The sequence below is a fragment of the Luteibacter yeojuensis genome, from assembly GCF_000964085.1.
Lineage (GTDB): Bacteria > Pseudomonadota > Gammaproteobacteria > Xanthomonadales > Rhodanobacteraceae > Luteibacter > Luteibacter yeojuensis_A.
This window is the reverse complement of record NZ_JZRB01000042.1, coordinates 1-13,629: the sequence shown is the minus strand read 5'-3', so window position 1 is coordinate 13,629 and position 13,629 is coordinate 1. Positions and strand designations below refer to the sequence as shown.

At 69.6% G+C, this 13,629-nt stretch carries 13 protein-coding genes; 7 read left to right on the top strand and 6 right to left on the bottom strand.

The window, feature by feature from the left end; all coding sequences use genetic code 11:
• Positions 1-65: 65 nt before the first annotated feature.
• Both VI08_RS16510 and VI08_RS16505 read right to left on the bottom strand, forming a co-directional pair.
• The gene (locus VI08_RS16510; protein ID WP_045830720.1) at positions 66-986 is read right to left on the bottom strand and encodes a DMT family transporter; all 921 of its coding nucleotides are present in this window, start codon (positions 984-986) and stop codon (positions 66-68) included.
• 63 nt (positions 987-1,049) lie between these two features.
• Entirely contained in the window at positions 1,050-1,811 is a 762-nt protein-coding gene (locus VI08_RS16505) for a helix-turn-helix transcriptional regulator (protein WP_052698024.1), read from the bottom strand.
• Between the two features lie 105 nt (positions 1,812-1,916).
• Between VI08_RS16505 and VI08_RS16500 the strand changes: the two genes are divergently transcribed.
• Complete coding sequence (locus tag VI08_RS16500; RefSeq protein WP_045830718.1) at positions 1,917-2,336, top strand: hypothetical protein; 420 nt, start codon at positions 1,917-1,919, stop codon at positions 2,334-2,336.
• Positions 2,337-2,345: 9 nt separating this feature from the next.
• On the opposite strand, the gene VI08_RS16495 is transcribed toward VI08_RS16500, so the two are convergent.
• Entirely contained in the window at positions 2,346-3,500 is a 1,155-nt protein-coding gene (locus VI08_RS16495; RefSeq protein WP_232309578.1) for an MFS transporter, read from the bottom strand.
• 144 nt (positions 3,501-3,644) lie between these two features.
• Between VI08_RS16495 and VI08_RS16490 the strand changes: the two genes are divergently transcribed.
• A complete protein-coding gene (locus VI08_RS16490) occupies positions 3,645-4,544 on the top strand; it encodes a LysR family transcriptional regulator (RefSeq protein ID WP_045830717.1) in 900 nt (299 codons plus the stop codon).
• A 53-nt stretch (positions 4,545-4,597) separates the two neighbouring features.
• A complete protein-coding gene (locus VI08_RS16485) occupies positions 4,598-5,587 on the top strand; it encodes a hypothetical protein (RefSeq protein ID WP_157006868.1) in 990 nt (329 codons plus the stop codon).
• Here VI08_RS16485 and agaR read toward each other — a convergent pair.
• From agaR to VI08_RS16470, 3 genes are read right to left on the bottom strand one after another with little or no spacing between them, the layout of a single operon-like run.
• A complete protein-coding gene (agaR, locus tag VI08_RS16480; protein WP_045830715.1) occupies positions 5,584-6,387 on the bottom strand; it encodes a transcriptional repressor AgaR in 804 nt (267 codons plus the stop codon). The genes VI08_RS16485 and agaR overlap by 4 nt on opposite strands.
• 8 nt (positions 6,388-6,395) lie before the next feature.
• Positions 6,396-7,616 (bottom strand): amidohydrolase family protein, encoded by a 1,221-nt coding sequence (locus tag VI08_RS16475; protein ID WP_045830714.1) that lies wholly within the window; start codon positions 7,614-7,616, stop codon positions 6,396-6,398.
• Between the two features lie 11 nt (positions 7,617-7,627).
• Positions 7,628-8,533 carry a class I fructose-bisphosphate aldolase gene (locus VI08_RS16470; RefSeq protein ID WP_045830713.1) on the bottom strand — a complete coding sequence of 302 codons (906 nt, stop codon included), beginning with the start codon at positions 8,531-8,533 and terminating at the stop codon, positions 7,628-7,630.
• Positions 8,534-8,613: 80 nt separating this feature from the next.
• Here VI08_RS16470 and VI08_RS16465 point away from each other — a divergent pair, with 80 nt between their 5' ends.
• From VI08_RS16465 to VI08_RS16450, 4 genes are read left to right on the top strand one after another with little or no spacing between them, the layout of a single operon-like run.
• Positions 8,614-9,789 carry an SIS domain-containing protein gene (locus VI08_RS16465; protein WP_045830712.1) on the top strand — a complete coding sequence of 392 codons (1,176 nt, stop codon included), beginning with the start codon at positions 8,614-8,616 and terminating at the stop codon, positions 9,787-9,789.
• A complete protein-coding gene (locus tag VI08_RS16460; RefSeq protein ID WP_045830711.1) occupies positions 9,786-10,709 on the top strand; it encodes a carbohydrate kinase family protein in 924 nt (307 codons plus the stop codon). Before VI08_RS16465 ends, VI08_RS16460 begins: the two co-directional genes overlap by 4 nt.
• Positions 10,706-11,629, top strand: coding sequence for a 1-phosphofructokinase family hexose kinase (locus tag VI08_RS16455; RefSeq protein WP_045830710.1), 924 nt, complete (start codon positions 10,706-10,708; stop codon positions 11,627-11,629). Before VI08_RS16460 ends, VI08_RS16455 begins: the two co-directional genes overlap by 4 nt.
• Positions 11,630-11,675: 46 nt before the next feature.
• Positions 11,676-13,613, top strand: coding sequence for an enterotoxin (locus VI08_RS16450; protein ID WP_198148980.1), 1,938 nt, complete (start codon positions 11,676-11,678; stop codon positions 13,611-13,613).
• Positions 13,614-13,629 lie beyond the last annotated feature (16 nt).

Genomic DNA, 13,629 nt, shown 5'->3' with positions numbered 1-13,629 from the left:
GGGGTCACCTCATTGCGCGCGATGGGGGTGCCGCAAGCACATCGCGCGCAAGCGCGCTCCCACATTTACTTTTTGTGAGCGTGCAGGCAGCTGACGACACTCAACCCCACGCACACCATGGCCACCCACTCGCTGGCGACCGGCACCCGCCACTCCCACACGAACCCATACAGCAACGCGAACAACGTCTCGAAAAGGATCATCTGCCCGACCAACGTGAGCGGCAGCATCCGGCTCATGCGGTTCCAGAAGCTGTTGCCGAGGATGGAGGCGAACACCGCCATCCCCGCGCTGATGGCCGCGAAACGTGACCACGCGGCGGCCGTATGCGTCGAGGCATCGAAGTAAAGCGCCGCGGGCACAAGCAGTAGCGAAAGCGCCCCCGTGACCAGGCCCGTCAGCAGGTTCCAGTCGTGGGCGGAAACATGCGGCAGCTGGTGCAGCCAGCGCGCGTTGCGCAGCGCGTAGATCGTCCAGGAGACCAGCGCGGCCACGGCGCAGAGGAAACCGGCGGCGCGCCGCCATTCAAAGCCACCGCCACCCACCAGGGCCTGGCCACCGATGCACGCGATGGCGATGGCGCTGAACACGAGCGAAGGTGCCAGCCGGCGCAGGGGAACGGCCCCCACCGCGCGGCTGCCCACCACGGTCACCACGACGGGCAGGAAGCCGATCACGAGTGACGCCATGGCGACGCCGCCCCATTGCACGGCTGTCGCGAGCGCCACGTAGTAGACGATGTTCGCAAGCAGGCTGAGGCCGACAAGCGCACGCCAGTGGCGCGGCTCCAGCCACGCGCGTAGCCGAGGCCAGCGGGGTACGAGCAGTACGGCCGAGATGGCGCCGTACACGAGGTAACGACCGGCGGCGAGCTGCAGGCCGGTGAAGTCGCGCGCGAGCTGCGGCGCGACGAACACGGTGCCCCACAGGGCGCCCGCGATGATGCCGAACAGGATGCCCAGGGGAATGTTGGCCTTGCCGTCCATGCGGACTCCTCGGATACACGGCGCCATGATCGCAGCGCGTGCACGCCGGGCGCTTGGCAGGGGCTACGGGATCGTTGGCGTGGTCTCGCGTTGCTGTCGGCGATAGGCCGCTGGGGTAATGTCCATGGCATCGCGCATGGCGCGGGTGAGGGCGCTCTGGTCGGCATAGCCGGCATCAGTGGCGATGGCCGCGATGGGCCGGTCGCTGCGGGCCAGCCATTCGCGCACCCGGGCCAGGCGCCGTTCGGCCAGCCAGGCACGGGGCGACGTGCCGAGCTCGGCACGGAACAGTTCGTGGAGGCGGCTGGTGCTGAGGTTGGCGCGGCGGGCCATGAGCGCGGCCGTCCAGGGATGGGCGAGGGAGTCCTCGACCGACGCCAGCGTGGCCTGCAGGCGGCTGAGCGGCCGCGGCCGCTCGCGCCCCAGCGCATCGAGCAGCAGCGGCACCCAGCGCACCAGCTGCGCTTCACCCTGCGCGCGGTCCTCCACCATCAGCCGCATGTAATCGACCAGCGCGGTGGCGGCGGGCGCCATGGGGACAAAGCCCTGGCTGGCCAGCCGGTCGGCGATGCCATCGGGGATGTCGGCACCCGCCACGTCCAGCACGAGGGAGTGGTTCGGGCGGTCGCCGATGGTGGTGTGCCAGGCCCCGGGGTGCACATACGCCGCGCGGGCCACGTCGAGCCGGCCTTCGCGCCCCGCGATGTCGAGCGTCAGCGAGCCCCGCACGGGCAGCACCAGCTGCGCCCAGTCGTGGCGATCGGTGCCCGTGTCGCCGTCGTAACTGCGCAGGCTCAGGTCGGGATGGGCGGGGATAGCGGCCATGGAAGCCATTCTAAGCCCAGTTTCATGCCCAATTTTCTTATTGACGCGATGCCGCAACAGGACGATCTTCCGTTCAGCCGTCCAAACGGCAACGGGGGAACCACCATGAACACCAAGACCATCGCTAGGGCGGCAGGCGCCGCGCTGGCTCTCGCCATCGCCACCATGCCCGCCATGGCCCGCGACGACACGCCGCCCGACAGCCTGTGCACCGTGCTCGGCACGGCGGACCGCTACGTTGGCACGACCGTGACCGTACGCGGCATCGCCAGCAGCGAAGGCAAGGTCACGACGCTCGCCGACGCCCAGTGCAAGGGCGGCGTGGCGCTGGCCATCGACGAGACGAGCAGCCATAAGCGTGACGTCGCGAGCTTCCGCCGCGCGCTTGCCGGCAAGAGCGCCCGCGCCGACGCCACCGTCTTCGGCCGATTCAAGAGCACCGGCGATGCCGCCGCGCCGTACGCCATCGACGTGTACAGCGTGCGCGACGTCAACGAAGTGCCTGCGGTCGCCGACGGCACCTGAGCCACCGGTTCAACCGGCCGTGCGGCGCCATGCCGCCGGCCGCCACGCCGTGGCCAGGGCCACCACGAGCATCGGCAGGATGCTCCACGCCAGCGCGCCCGCGCCGGCGCGGTCGAGTACGGCGCCGCCCAGCATGCCGCCCAGCGCCAGGGCCAGGTTCCAGCCGGTGACCAGCAGCGATTGCGCCACGTCGGCCGATGCGCCCGCGTTGCGCGACAGGGCCGTCTGCAGCAGCGTGGGCGTGGCTCCGAAGCCAACGCCCCACGTCCCCAACGCCACGGCGAGCACGGGCAGGTCACGTGGGAAAAGGGCGATGGCGAGCGCCGAGGCGAGGAACGCGACGATGCCGCCGACCACCAGCGTGCGCATGTGGCCGTCGCCGAACGCGCCCGCCAGCCAGATCCCTGCCACCGACGCGACGCCGAAGATAAGCAGGTAGCGGTCGACCGCGGCCCCCGCGCCGGCCATCGCTACCAGCGGCGCGATGTAGGTATAGACCACGTTGTGCGCGAGGATGAAGACGAGCAAGGTGCCCAGCACCTGGGCGACGCCGGGCAGCGCGATGACTTTTTTCAGGCGCAGCGGGCCGGGGTTTGGCAGGCCGGGGAAGTCCGGTAGCGCGAAACGCGCCCAGGCGAACAGGCCGACGCTGAAGACAGACATGATGCCGAACGTCGCGCGCCAGCCGATGGCGTTACCCAGCCACGTGCCGGCGGGGATGCCGAGCGACAACGCCAGCGGCGCGCCCACCAGCGCCACGGCCATGGCGCGGCCCTGCTTTTCGCCAGGCACCATGCGCAGCGCGTGGCCAGCGACCAGCGCCCAGAGCAGGCCGCCACTGATGCCGCCGACGAAGCGGGCGACAAGGATCAGCGCATAAGACCCCGACAGGGCCGTGATGGTGTTGGCGATGGCGAAGCCCGCGATGGCTGCGAGCAACAGCGGCCGCCGGTTGAAGCGCCGCGTGTGCGCGACCACGGGAATGGCGGCGAGCACCGAGCCCAGCGCGTACACCGTGACGAGCTGGCCGATCAGCGCCTCGCTGACACGCAGGCTGGCGCTCATCGTGGGCAGCAAGCCGGCGGGCAGGGCCTCCGTGATGATGGTGATGAAGCCGGCGGCCGCCAGGCACGCCAGCCCCACCCAGGGGAACGGAAGCGGCATCGAGGTCGCCTCCCGCTGCATCCGGGTCATCGGGAATCTCCAAGGAAAACAATGGGGTAAAGGGTAGGGTAGATGCGATAGCGGATAAAGACGGGTAGGCTTCGTCGCTGACGGGACAGAAATGTCCGCAATGGAGTCGCCCCCGTGGATAGCATCGGCAGCCTGCAAACCTTCGTCCGCGTGGCCGAACTGCGCAGCTTCGTCGACGCCGGGCGCGCCCTGGGTGTGTCGGCCGCCGCGATCGGCAAAAGCATCGCCCGGCTCGAAACGTCCATGGGCGTGCGCCTGTTCCACCGCAGCACCCGCAGCGTCACGCTGACCGCCGAAGGGCATCTCTTCCTCGCGCGCTGCCGCCGCATCCTCGACGAAGCCGAGGCGGCGCGGGCGGAACTGTCGGAACGCGTCGGCAGCCCACGCGGGCGACTGCGCGTCAGCCTGCCCACCGTCAACGACCTCGTGCTGCCCGTGCTCGCCGATTTCGTCGCCGCGTACCCTGATATCGCCCTGGACCTCGATTTCACCGACCGCATGGTCGACGTGGTGGAGGAGGGTTTCGATGCCGTGCTGCGAGTCGGTACGCCGGTGGATTCGCGCCTGGCCGGCCGCTACCTCGGCAGCTTCAACCGCTACCTCATCGCGTCGTCCGACTACCTGCGCAAACACGGCACGCCGCGTAGGCCGGGCGACCTCATGCAGCACCACTGCATGCACTACCGCTATCCAAGCACGGGCCGCCTCGAAACCTGGCCGCTACGCGACGCGGCCGACCTGCGCCTGCCCGAATCCCTCGTCTGCAACGACATCCAGAGCCGGGTGCACTTCGCCACCCGCGGCCACGGCATCGCGTTCGTCCCCGACCACTCCGCGCGCCACGCCCTGGCGACGGGTGCGGTGGTGACGATCCTCGACGACTACCTCGATGCATCGAGCAGCTTCCACCTGCTGTGGCCCTCGGGCCGGCACGTGCTGCCCAAGCTGCGGGTGTTCATCGACTTCTTCAGCGAGCACATGTTCCCCGAGGGGCGGCTGCGGGGAGGCGGGTAAACGACACGAGGTTGCGGTATCGTCCGCAGCACGCCATGGAGCAGGGACCAGGAATGAAGCGACTCATGTTGATGCTGGCCCTCGTGGCTCCGACGGCCGCGGCGGTAGCCACGGATGTGGCTCCTTCCTCGTACACACCCACGCCCGAGCAGAGGGCGCTTGCCGCGGCACTGCCGCTCCTGGCACCGCCGCCGGGCCGGAATGTTTATCCCTTGCTAAATACCTTCGGTGACGAATCAATCGGCGCCGACGAACGCAAGGTATTTTGTCCGGCAGACGCCAACTCATGCCTTGACCATGCGAGAAAGCACGAGGCCGCGATCCGCGTCGTATTGGACAAACATCCCGTGGTGCTGGCCAAGGTGGAAAGCATCGCCAACTACGATATCTGGTGGAATACGAACGAGCCCCTGTTTGATGCGCCGCTGATCCCACGGATCACGCCATTGCAATTGTGGCCCGCTGACGCCGCCTTGCGCTTCGTTGGCGGCGACGAGGTGGGCGGCCTTTCGAAGGCATGTACGGCCGCCGCGACCTTCCGGCGCATGCATGCACATACCAATACGATGATCGATCACGGCGCGACGCTCTTGGTAGCCCAGCGTTCCATGAAGTTGTCCATGGAAATGCTCGCAGCGAAATCGCCTTCAACACCCGTACCTGCGATGTGCGGGCAGGCCTTCCTGCCGCCGACCGCTGCCGATGTCGACTTCCGTGCCGCGGCGGGTTTCGAGGCAGCCGTTAGCGCGAACATGGCACAGACCCAGGCGCTCCCCGGCATGCAATACCTGAATATCGGCCCATTGTCCGCGCTTGCTGGCAAGGACGCCCAAGATGCGATGCTTGCCGGGCGCGCCTTGTCCGCCGCAGCGGTCGATATCGCGCCTTTCGAGCCGGAGCGGCTAAACGGTGACGGCTCGCTGATTCCCGAGCTGCGCCGACAGTACGTGGCCTATATCACCCAGTTGATGGAGCGCAGTGCGGGCTACGTCACCCTGCTGCGCAAGGGTGGCGACGCCCTGCAGGCGAGCAAGGCGCCTTAGACCAATTGCACCTCGACGCCCTGCTCGCGCAGGGCGTCCACCGCGCCCTTGGGCGCGCTGGTATCGGTGATCACCACGTTGAGCCCGCTGGTGGGCGTGATGACGGCGAGGCTGCGCTGGCCGATCTTGCTGGCGTCGAGCACGGCCACCACTTCGCGCGAGCACTTCACCATCATGGCGTTGAGGCTGGCTTCCTGGGGATCGGGCGTCGTGACGCCCACCTTCGTGTCGAGGCCGTCGACGCCCAGGAACAGGCGATCGGCCGAGAGGCGGGCGAGGGCGCGCTCGGCGTCCATGCCCACCAGCGAATACGAGGTCTGCCGCAGCATGCCGCCGAGCATCATGACGCGGACGGTGGGCAGCCCGCTGAGCTCCAGCGCGATGTTCAGCGCGTTGGTGATGACGGTGAGCGATGTCCACTTGCGCTGGCGGATGCAGCGGGCGATCTCCACCGTGGTGGAGCCGGAGTCGAGGATGATGGTTTCGCCATCGGCCACCATGCGCGCGGCGGCTTCGCCGATGCGGCGCTTCTCGGCCAGGCGGCGGGTTTCCTTGATGGGCAGCGGCACGTCCTGGGGCGACGGCTCAGCCGGGACGGCGCCGCCGTGCGAGCGCTTGGCGGAACCGGCCAGTTCGAGGGCCTCGAGATCGCCGCGGATGGTGACGGCCGAGACGCCGTAGCGGATGACCAGGTCGTCGACGGTGACGCGACCTTCGTCGCGGAGCAGGTCGACGATGGCGCGGCGGCGCTCCTCGATCAGCAGTTTCCCAGGCGGCGCTTTTCCACGTCGTGGCGTCATCGTTCGCTTCAATCCAGGCGCAGCAGGCGTGCCGCGTTGTCATGGTAGACCTTGCGAAGGATAGCGGAAGACAGGCCCAGGCCGTAGATGCTCCAGCGGCCCTGGGGTGGCGTGGCCGCCGGCGCGTAGTCGAAATACTCGTCTTCCGTCTCGAGGAAGCGATAGTAGATCTCGTATAGCTCGTCGCACAGCAGCTGCTGCGGCACGGCGTTGCCATAGGGCGGCGGCACGGCGTCGGTGCCGAACATCACGCGGTCCTGGAACCGTTCGATGAACGCGCGGCTGCGCCGTGGCTGGCGGCCGAGCTCGCCGATGCGCGCGCTGATGTCGACCATGGTGTTGGGGTAGCGCGCAAGTGTGTCGGCGAGGTCATCCAGGCGCTCGCCCTGGTTGCCCACGTGGAGCAGCACGAACGTGGTGCCGGGGTGGCGCTCGATGACGCGGTCGCGCGAGGCCATCAGTGCGGCGTGCGTGGGGTAGTCGCGGCCGTAGAACGACCAGTCGGGGTGCTGGGCCAGCTCCTCGTAGCGTTCGTTGTGGCGGTCGGTGGGTTCGAAGAACGCGAGCGGGTCGGCCGTGTGCAGGAACACGGGTAGCTGGTGTGCCGCGCAGGTCTCCCACATCGGGTTGAACCGCGCATCGTCCAGGCCCACCAGCGCGCCGCTGTCGATGCCTTCGCGCAGGTACAGGCCCAGGGTCTTCAGCAGCTTCAGGCCACGCGCGCCGAGGCGCGCGGCATCGGCGAGGGCGTCGGCCTGGCGTGCCGGGTAATCCGCTTCGCCGAACAGGTGGAACGAGGGCTCGGTGAGCGTGAGGAAGCGCCCTGGCGCTGCGTGGTCGAAGCGGGCGATGGTATCCGCCAGCCCGCGGCCGACGCCGCCGGTGAGGTTCACCATGCAGCGGATGTTCTTCCGGTCCATGAGCGGCAGCAGCGCCTCGGGCGTGGCGAACTGCACCATCTCCTCGCCCAGCGACACGCCGCCGCGCGTGCGCTTCATCCAGGTGAGGTGGGTGTGCATGTCGATGACGGGGAAACGCGGGGTGGCAACGCGCGTGCCCGGCGCCGCCAGCATGCTGCGTGGCGCGAAATCGACCAGACGCAGGCTGGCATCCACGGGTGCCGTTTCCAGTGGATTCTTGCCGGCCTCGCCGCCCCCCGAGGCGCGGGTGGCGGGCGGTGAACAACACAGGCAGCCAGCCCAGGCGGCGTCGTGGCGGTCGTCGGTCATCAGCGGAGCCTTCAGCGCGGGTAGCGCTTCATGATCTCATGCACCTGGCGGGTGAGCGCCACGGCCTGCTCGAACGGGCGCAGCCACATGTTGCGGCCGAACATCACGCCCGTCGCGCCCTGCTGCATGTAGAACTCGACCTTGCGCAGCACGGCATCGTCGTCGTCGTTCTTCTCGCCGCCGGAGAACAGCACGATGGTGCGGCCGGCGGAGCGGACGACGCGCGAGGTGCGGCCGGCGGCGTCTTCGTCGAGCGAGGCGTAAGGCCCCGGCACGCCGTCGCGGCGGTCGTCCGGCTCGTGCAGCTTCACGATATCCGCGCCCACTTCCAGCGCCACGCGCGCGGCGTAATCCTGCGCGTAGAGCGAGCCCTTGCCGCCACGTGCGTCGATGGCCGCGCCGCGCGGGTACGACCACAGCACCAGCGGCATGCCGTAGCGGTCGCAGTCTTCGCGCACCTGGCGCAGCTGGCGCAGTTCGTCGTGCTGGCGCGGCGAGCCCACGTACAGCGTGTAGCCGACGGCGTCGGCGCCCAGGCGCACGGCGTCTTCCACCGAGGCGAACTGGGGCGAGGTGGCGTCGCCGTCATCGGGGATGTTGGTCTTGCCGTTGAGCTTCAGGATCAGCGGCACGCGGCCGGCATACTCGCCGATGTATTTCTGGGCCAGGCCGATGCCCAATGCGATGGCGGAGAAACCACCGGCCTCGGCCAGGCGGAACTGGTAAGCCGGGTCCAGCGCGGGCGGGTGGGGGAAGAAATCCGTGGGGCCGTGCTCGAGGCCCTGGTCGAGCGGCAGCACCAGCAGGGTGCCGTTGCCGGGGCCGTGCCCGTAGAGCATCCGCTGCAGGCGCGTGCGCTTGCCCGGCGGCAGGTCGAGGGTGGCGAGCGTGGGGGTGGTGGCGGTCGGGGCTTGCATAGGGTGATTCTCCGGGGGTACGCTGCAATCGAAAGTTTCGTTATCTTTCGTTTTCAACCTAGCCTAAGTCAAGCCCCACGATGACCGTTCCTTCCAACGACGCCGTACTTTCCCTCGCTGGCCTGCGTGGCATGCCGGGTGCCCGCCAGCGTGAGCTGGGCTTCGCCGACACCCTGCGCGAGATCCTGCAACAGCCCGCGACCTGGCGCACCACGGCCGGTTCGCAGGGGGCCGGCTTCCGCGCGGTGCTCGACCGCGCCATGGCCGCGCGCCCCGCGCAGCTGGCCATCACGGGCTCGGGCAGTTCCGTTTACGTGGGCGAGGCCCTGGCCCCCGTGCTGCAAGCGGAGCTGTGGATCCCGGCGCGGGCCGTCCCCGCCGGCGACCTGCTGACCCACCGCGCGGGCGCGCTGCCCGGGCCGAATGGCCTGCTCATCTCGATCGCGCGCTCCGGCGACAGCCCGGAGAGCGTGGGTGCCGTGGATGCCGTGCTGGCGCACGCGCCGGGCTGGCGCCACCTGGTCATCACCTGCAACGCGGCGGGCCGCCTGGCCACCCGGTACGTGGACGAGCCGCGCGTCGACGTGGTGGTGCTCGACCCGCGCACCAACGATCGCAGCCTGGTGATGACCAGCAGCTTCACCAACATGCTGCTGGCCGGCAGCGCGCTGGGCGCGACGCGGCCCGCCGACGGCGCGGCGGCGCTGGTGGAGCGCGTGTTCGACGTGTACGCCGATGCGATCGCCGCGGTGGCGGCCGCCGAACGCGATACGGCGGTCTACCTTGGCACCGCCGGGGCGTTTGGCGCCGCGCGCGAGTCGGCGCTCAAGATGCTGGAGATGAGCGGCGGCGATACCGTGACGCTGGCGGAAACGTTCCTGGGCTTCCGCCACGGCCCCATGGCATGGCTCAACCGCGGGGGCGTGCTGGTGGCCTTCCTGTCGGGTGACGCGGCGGTGCGCGCCTACGAGGTGGACCTGCTGCGCGAGCTCGACGCGAAGGCGCTGGGCGATACGCGCCTCGTCGTGGGCCAGGATATCGACCCCGCCCTGGTTGGCGCCCGTGGCCTCGCCGTCGACCTGCCGGGCCTGTACGCATTGCCACCCGCGCAGCAGCTGCTGGTGCACACCGCGGTGGGCCAGCTGTTCGCGTTCTTCCGCTGCCTGGCGCTGGGCCACCGGCCGGATACGCCCTCCGAAGGCGTGCTGACGCGCGTGGTGGGGGAATTCACGCTGCACGAGGGCGATGCCGCGTGAGCACCGTCGTCGTCGCCGGCGAGGTCAATGTCGACCTGATCCTGACGGGCATCGATACGATGCCCGTGCCCGGGACGGAGATGCTGGCCCGCGGCGCGTTGCAGGTGCCGGGCAGTTCGTCGCTCATCTGCGCGCTGGGGCTGGCGCGGCTTGGCAACACCGTGCGCTTCATCGGCCGCGTGGGCGACGATGAGCGTGGCCGCTTCTGCATCGACGTGATGCGCGAGGCGGGGCTCGATACCGCCGGCATCGTTACCGATGCCGCGCACGCCACGGGCCTCACCGTGGCGCTTTCGGGTGCCAGCGACAGGGCGCTGGTGACGTATCCCGGTGCCATCGCGGAGCTGCGTGGCAGCGATGTGGGTGATGCCGCGTTGCGCGGCGCGGCGCACCTGCACGTGTCGTCGTACTACCTGCAATCGAAGCTGCAGGCCGATCTACCGACCCTGGTCCGGCGTGCCCGCGCGGCGGGGCTCAGCGTATCGCTCGACCCGGGCTTCGACCCGGGTCGCGGGTGGGGCGCGGGCCTGCGCGAGCTGTTGCCGCTGGTCGACGTCTTCCTGCCGAATGCCGTGGAAGCACGTGGCCTCGCGGGCACCGACGACGTGGACGCGGCGCTTCGCATCCTGTCGGCGCTGGGCCCCACGGTCGTGGTGAAGCATGGCCGCGAGGGCTGTCTCGCGCTGCACGGCGGCGATGTGCTGCGCGTGCCGGCGTACGCCGTGGCCGCGGTCGATACCACCGGCGCTGGCGACAATTTCAACGCGGGCTTCCTGCACGCGTGGCTCGAGCGGCAGCCGCTCGACGCCTGCCTGCGCTGGGCCGCCGCGTGCGGCGCCTTGTCGACGCGTGCGCTGGGCGGCACCACGGCCCAGGCCTCGGCGGCGGATGCCGCCGCCCTGGTGGGGCGCGGCGCATGATCACCGTCGCCGGCTACAACAGCGCCATCGACCGCCTCGTCGACGTCTCGGCGCTGCGGCCCGGCGACGTTGTCCGTGCCACGCCCGCCGATGAGCGGCCCGGCGGCAAAGGCGTGCACGTGGCGCAGACCATCGCCGCGCTGGGCATGCCGGTGACCCTGGTGGGCCTGTGTGATGACGCGCACGCCGCCGAATTCAGCGAACGCCTGCGCCTGCGCGGCGTCGATTTCCGCGCCGTGCGCTCGCCCGTGCCGTTGCGCCAGTGCCTCGCCATCCGCGAGGCGGATGGCCGCACCACCGAGATCCTCGAACGCAGCGACGACCCGGGCGAGGACACGCGCTTCGTGCTCGACCAGGTGCTGCGCCACTGGGCCGGCGAAAGCCAGGCCGTCGTTTGCACGGGCAGCCTGCCGCCGGGCTTCGCTCCCGATTACTACGCGCGCATCGCCAGCGAGCTGGCCCTGCCGTGCGCCATCGACGCCAGTGGCGACGCGCTGCGCGCCGCCGCCGATGGCTCCCCGTGGCTTCTGAAGCCGAACGCCGCCGAGGCGGCCGACCTGCTGGGGGCGCCCGTGGCGACGCTGGCCGACGCGGCCACCGTGGCCCGCGCGCTGCACGCCCGCGGCGTGCGCCACGCCGTGCTCACCATGGGCGGGCAGGGTGCGGTGGGCATCGACGAGAACGGCGCGTGGAAGGCCTCGCTCCAGGTCGAGGGCGTGCGCAACGCCGTCGGCTCCGGCGATTGCTTCCTGGGCGGCCTCGTGGCCTCGCTGGCACGAGGCGAACGCCTCGACGAGGCACTGCGCCTGGCCGTGGCCTGCGGCGCGGCCAATGCGCTGGGGGATGAAACCGGCTTCGTACGTATCGACACGGTGGACGGCCTGCGGCCGCTTGTCCGCGTCGAGCCATGGCATGTGTAGCAAATACCACTTGGGAGAACGTTGGATGGGGAAGGCAAGGGTTCGGATGCGCGCACTGGTGGCCGCCTGCGCGATGACGCTGGCACCGCTGGCCGTGGCAGATGACTTCGGCACGGGCGCCATGACGCTCGCCTGGAAAGTGGCCGATGGCAAGCTCACGGATGTGGTGGTCACCGACCACGTCAACCAGCGCGAACTGCCGATCGCCGTGCCGTTCCAGCTGACCATGGCCGACGACAGCGTGCTCGGCCCGAACGACTTCACGCTCGACGGCAAGGTGCGCAGCACCACCCTGAAGGCCGACCCGAAGGCATCCCGCGGCGCCGAGCGCGTGCCGGGCAAGGCGCTGCAGGCGCGCTTCACCGACAAGGCGCAGCGTTTCCGCGTCGACGTGCAGTGGGTGCAGCGCGAGGGCTCGGCGTACCTGCGCGAGATCGTCACCATCACGGCGCTGAAGGCCGACGAGCCGGTGCGCCGTGTCGACCTGCTGCAGGCGAAGCTGCCGGATTCCGAAGTGGTGGGTAGCGTCGATGGGTCGCCGGTGGTCTCAGGCCGCGACTGGCTGGGCTTCGAGAACCCGCTGTCGAAGAGCCAGGTCGCGGGCGGCAGCAAGGTGCAGCTGTGGGTGGAGCGCGAGCTGCCCCTGCGCAAGGGCACCTCGGTGACGTATTCGGCGGCCATCGGCGCCACCCATGACAACCAGCTGCGCCGCGATTTCCTCACCTACATCGAACGCGAGCGCGCGCACCCCTACCGCACCTTCCTGCACTACAACTCCTGGTACGACATCGGCTACTTCACGCCGTACACCGAGCAGCAGGCGCTGGAGCGCATCCACCACGTGGGCGAGGAGCTGGCCACGAAGCGTGGCGTGAAGCTCGATTCGTTCCTGTTCGACGACGGCTGGGACGACTACAGCGGCACGTGGGCCTTCAGCAAGGATTTCCCCCGCGGCTTCAAGCCCCTGGCCGAGGCTGCGAAAGCATACGGCGCGGCGCCGGGCATGTGGCTGTCGCCGTGGGGTGGCTACGGGCCGCCGTCGAAGGAGCGTGCGCGGCGCGCGGGCGAGGCCGGCTACGAGATCGTCGACAAGGGCATGGCCCTATCGGGCCCGAAGTACTACCAGCGCTTCCACGACGTGACGATGGCGCTGGTGAAGGACAACGGCGTCAACCAGTTCAAGTTCGACGGCACCGGCAACGCCAACAAGGTGTTCCCGGGCAGCGTGTTCGACAGTGATTTCGACGCGGCCATCCACCTCATCGACGACCTGCGCGAGGCGAAGCCGGATCTCTTCATCAACCTCACCACGGGCACGCTGGCCTCGCCGTTCTGGCTGATGTACGCCGACTCGATCTGGCGCGATGGCGAGGACGACGAACTGGTGGGCGTGGGCAGCAAGCGCGAGCGCTGGATCACCTACCGCGACCGCGAGACGTACCACAACATCGTGGAGAAGGGCCCGTTGTTCCCCCTGAACTCGCTGATGCTGCACGGGATCATCTACGCCCGCGAGAACCGCAAGCTCAACACCGACCCGGGGCATGACTTTGCCAACGAGGTGCACTCGTACTTCGGTAGCGGCACCGCGTTGCAGGAGCTGTACATCACGCCGGAGCTGCTCTCGGACGGCGACTGGGACACGCTTGCCGAGGCGGCGCGCTGGTCGCGCGCGAACGCGGGCGTGCTGCGCGATACGCATTGGGTGGGTGGCGACCCGGGGCGGCTGGACGTGTACGGCTGGGCGTCGTGGACGCCGGCCAAGGCGATCCTGACCCTGCGCAACCCGTCGGACGCGCCGCAGGCCTTCGTCATCGACCTCGGCCGGCAGCTCGAATTGCCACCGGGCGCGAAGCGCGTCTTCCAGGCAAAGAGCCCGTGGAAGGCCGATGCGGCGCAGCCTGCGCAGACGCTCGATGCCGACAAGCCGAGCACCGTCACATTGCAGCCGTTCCAGGTCATGACGCTGGAACTCACACCGTAACCACAACCGCGCTCCC

Coding starts and splice junctions, on each gene's coding strand:
- VI08_RS16510 (WP_045830720.1), bottom strand. CDS start 986: ATGGACGGCAAGGCCAACATTCCCCTGGGCATCCTGTTCGGCATCATC.
- VI08_RS16505 (WP_052698024.1), bottom strand. CDS start 1,811: ATGGCCGCTATCCCCGCCCATCCCGACCTGAGCCTGCGCAGTTACGAC.
- VI08_RS16500 (WP_045830718.1), top strand. CDS start 1,917: ATGAACACCAAGACCATCGCTAGGGCGGCAGGCGCCGCGCTGGCTCTC.
- VI08_RS16495 (WP_232309578.1), bottom strand. CDS start 3,500: ATGCCGCTTCCGTTCCCCTGGGTGGGGCTGGCGTGCCTGGCGGCCGCC.
- VI08_RS16485 (WP_157006868.1), top strand. CDS start 4,598: ATGAAGCGACTCATGTTGATGCTGGCCCTCGTGGCTCCGACGGCCGCG.
- agaR (WP_045830715.1), bottom strand. CDS start 6,387: ATGACGCCACGACGTGGAAAAGCGCCGCCTGGGAAACTGCTGATCGAG.
- VI08_RS16475 (WP_045830714.1), bottom strand. CDS start 7,616: ATGACCGACGACCGCCACGACGCCGCCTGGGCTGGCTGCCTGTGTTGT.
- VI08_RS16470 (WP_045830713.1), bottom strand. CDS start 8,533: ATGCAAGCCCCGACCGCCACCACCCCCACGCTCGCCACCCTCGACCTG.
- VI08_RS16465 (WP_045830712.1), top strand. CDS start 8,614: ATGACCGTTCCTTCCAACGACGCCGTACTTTCCCTCGCTGGCCTGCGT.
- VI08_RS16455 (WP_045830710.1), top strand. CDS start 10,706: ATGATCACCGTCGCCGGCTACAACAGCGCCATCGACCGCCTCGTCGAC.
- VI08_RS16450 (WP_198148980.1), top strand. CDS start 11,676: ATGCGCGCACTGGTGGCCGCCTGCGCGATGACGCTGGCACCGCTGGCC.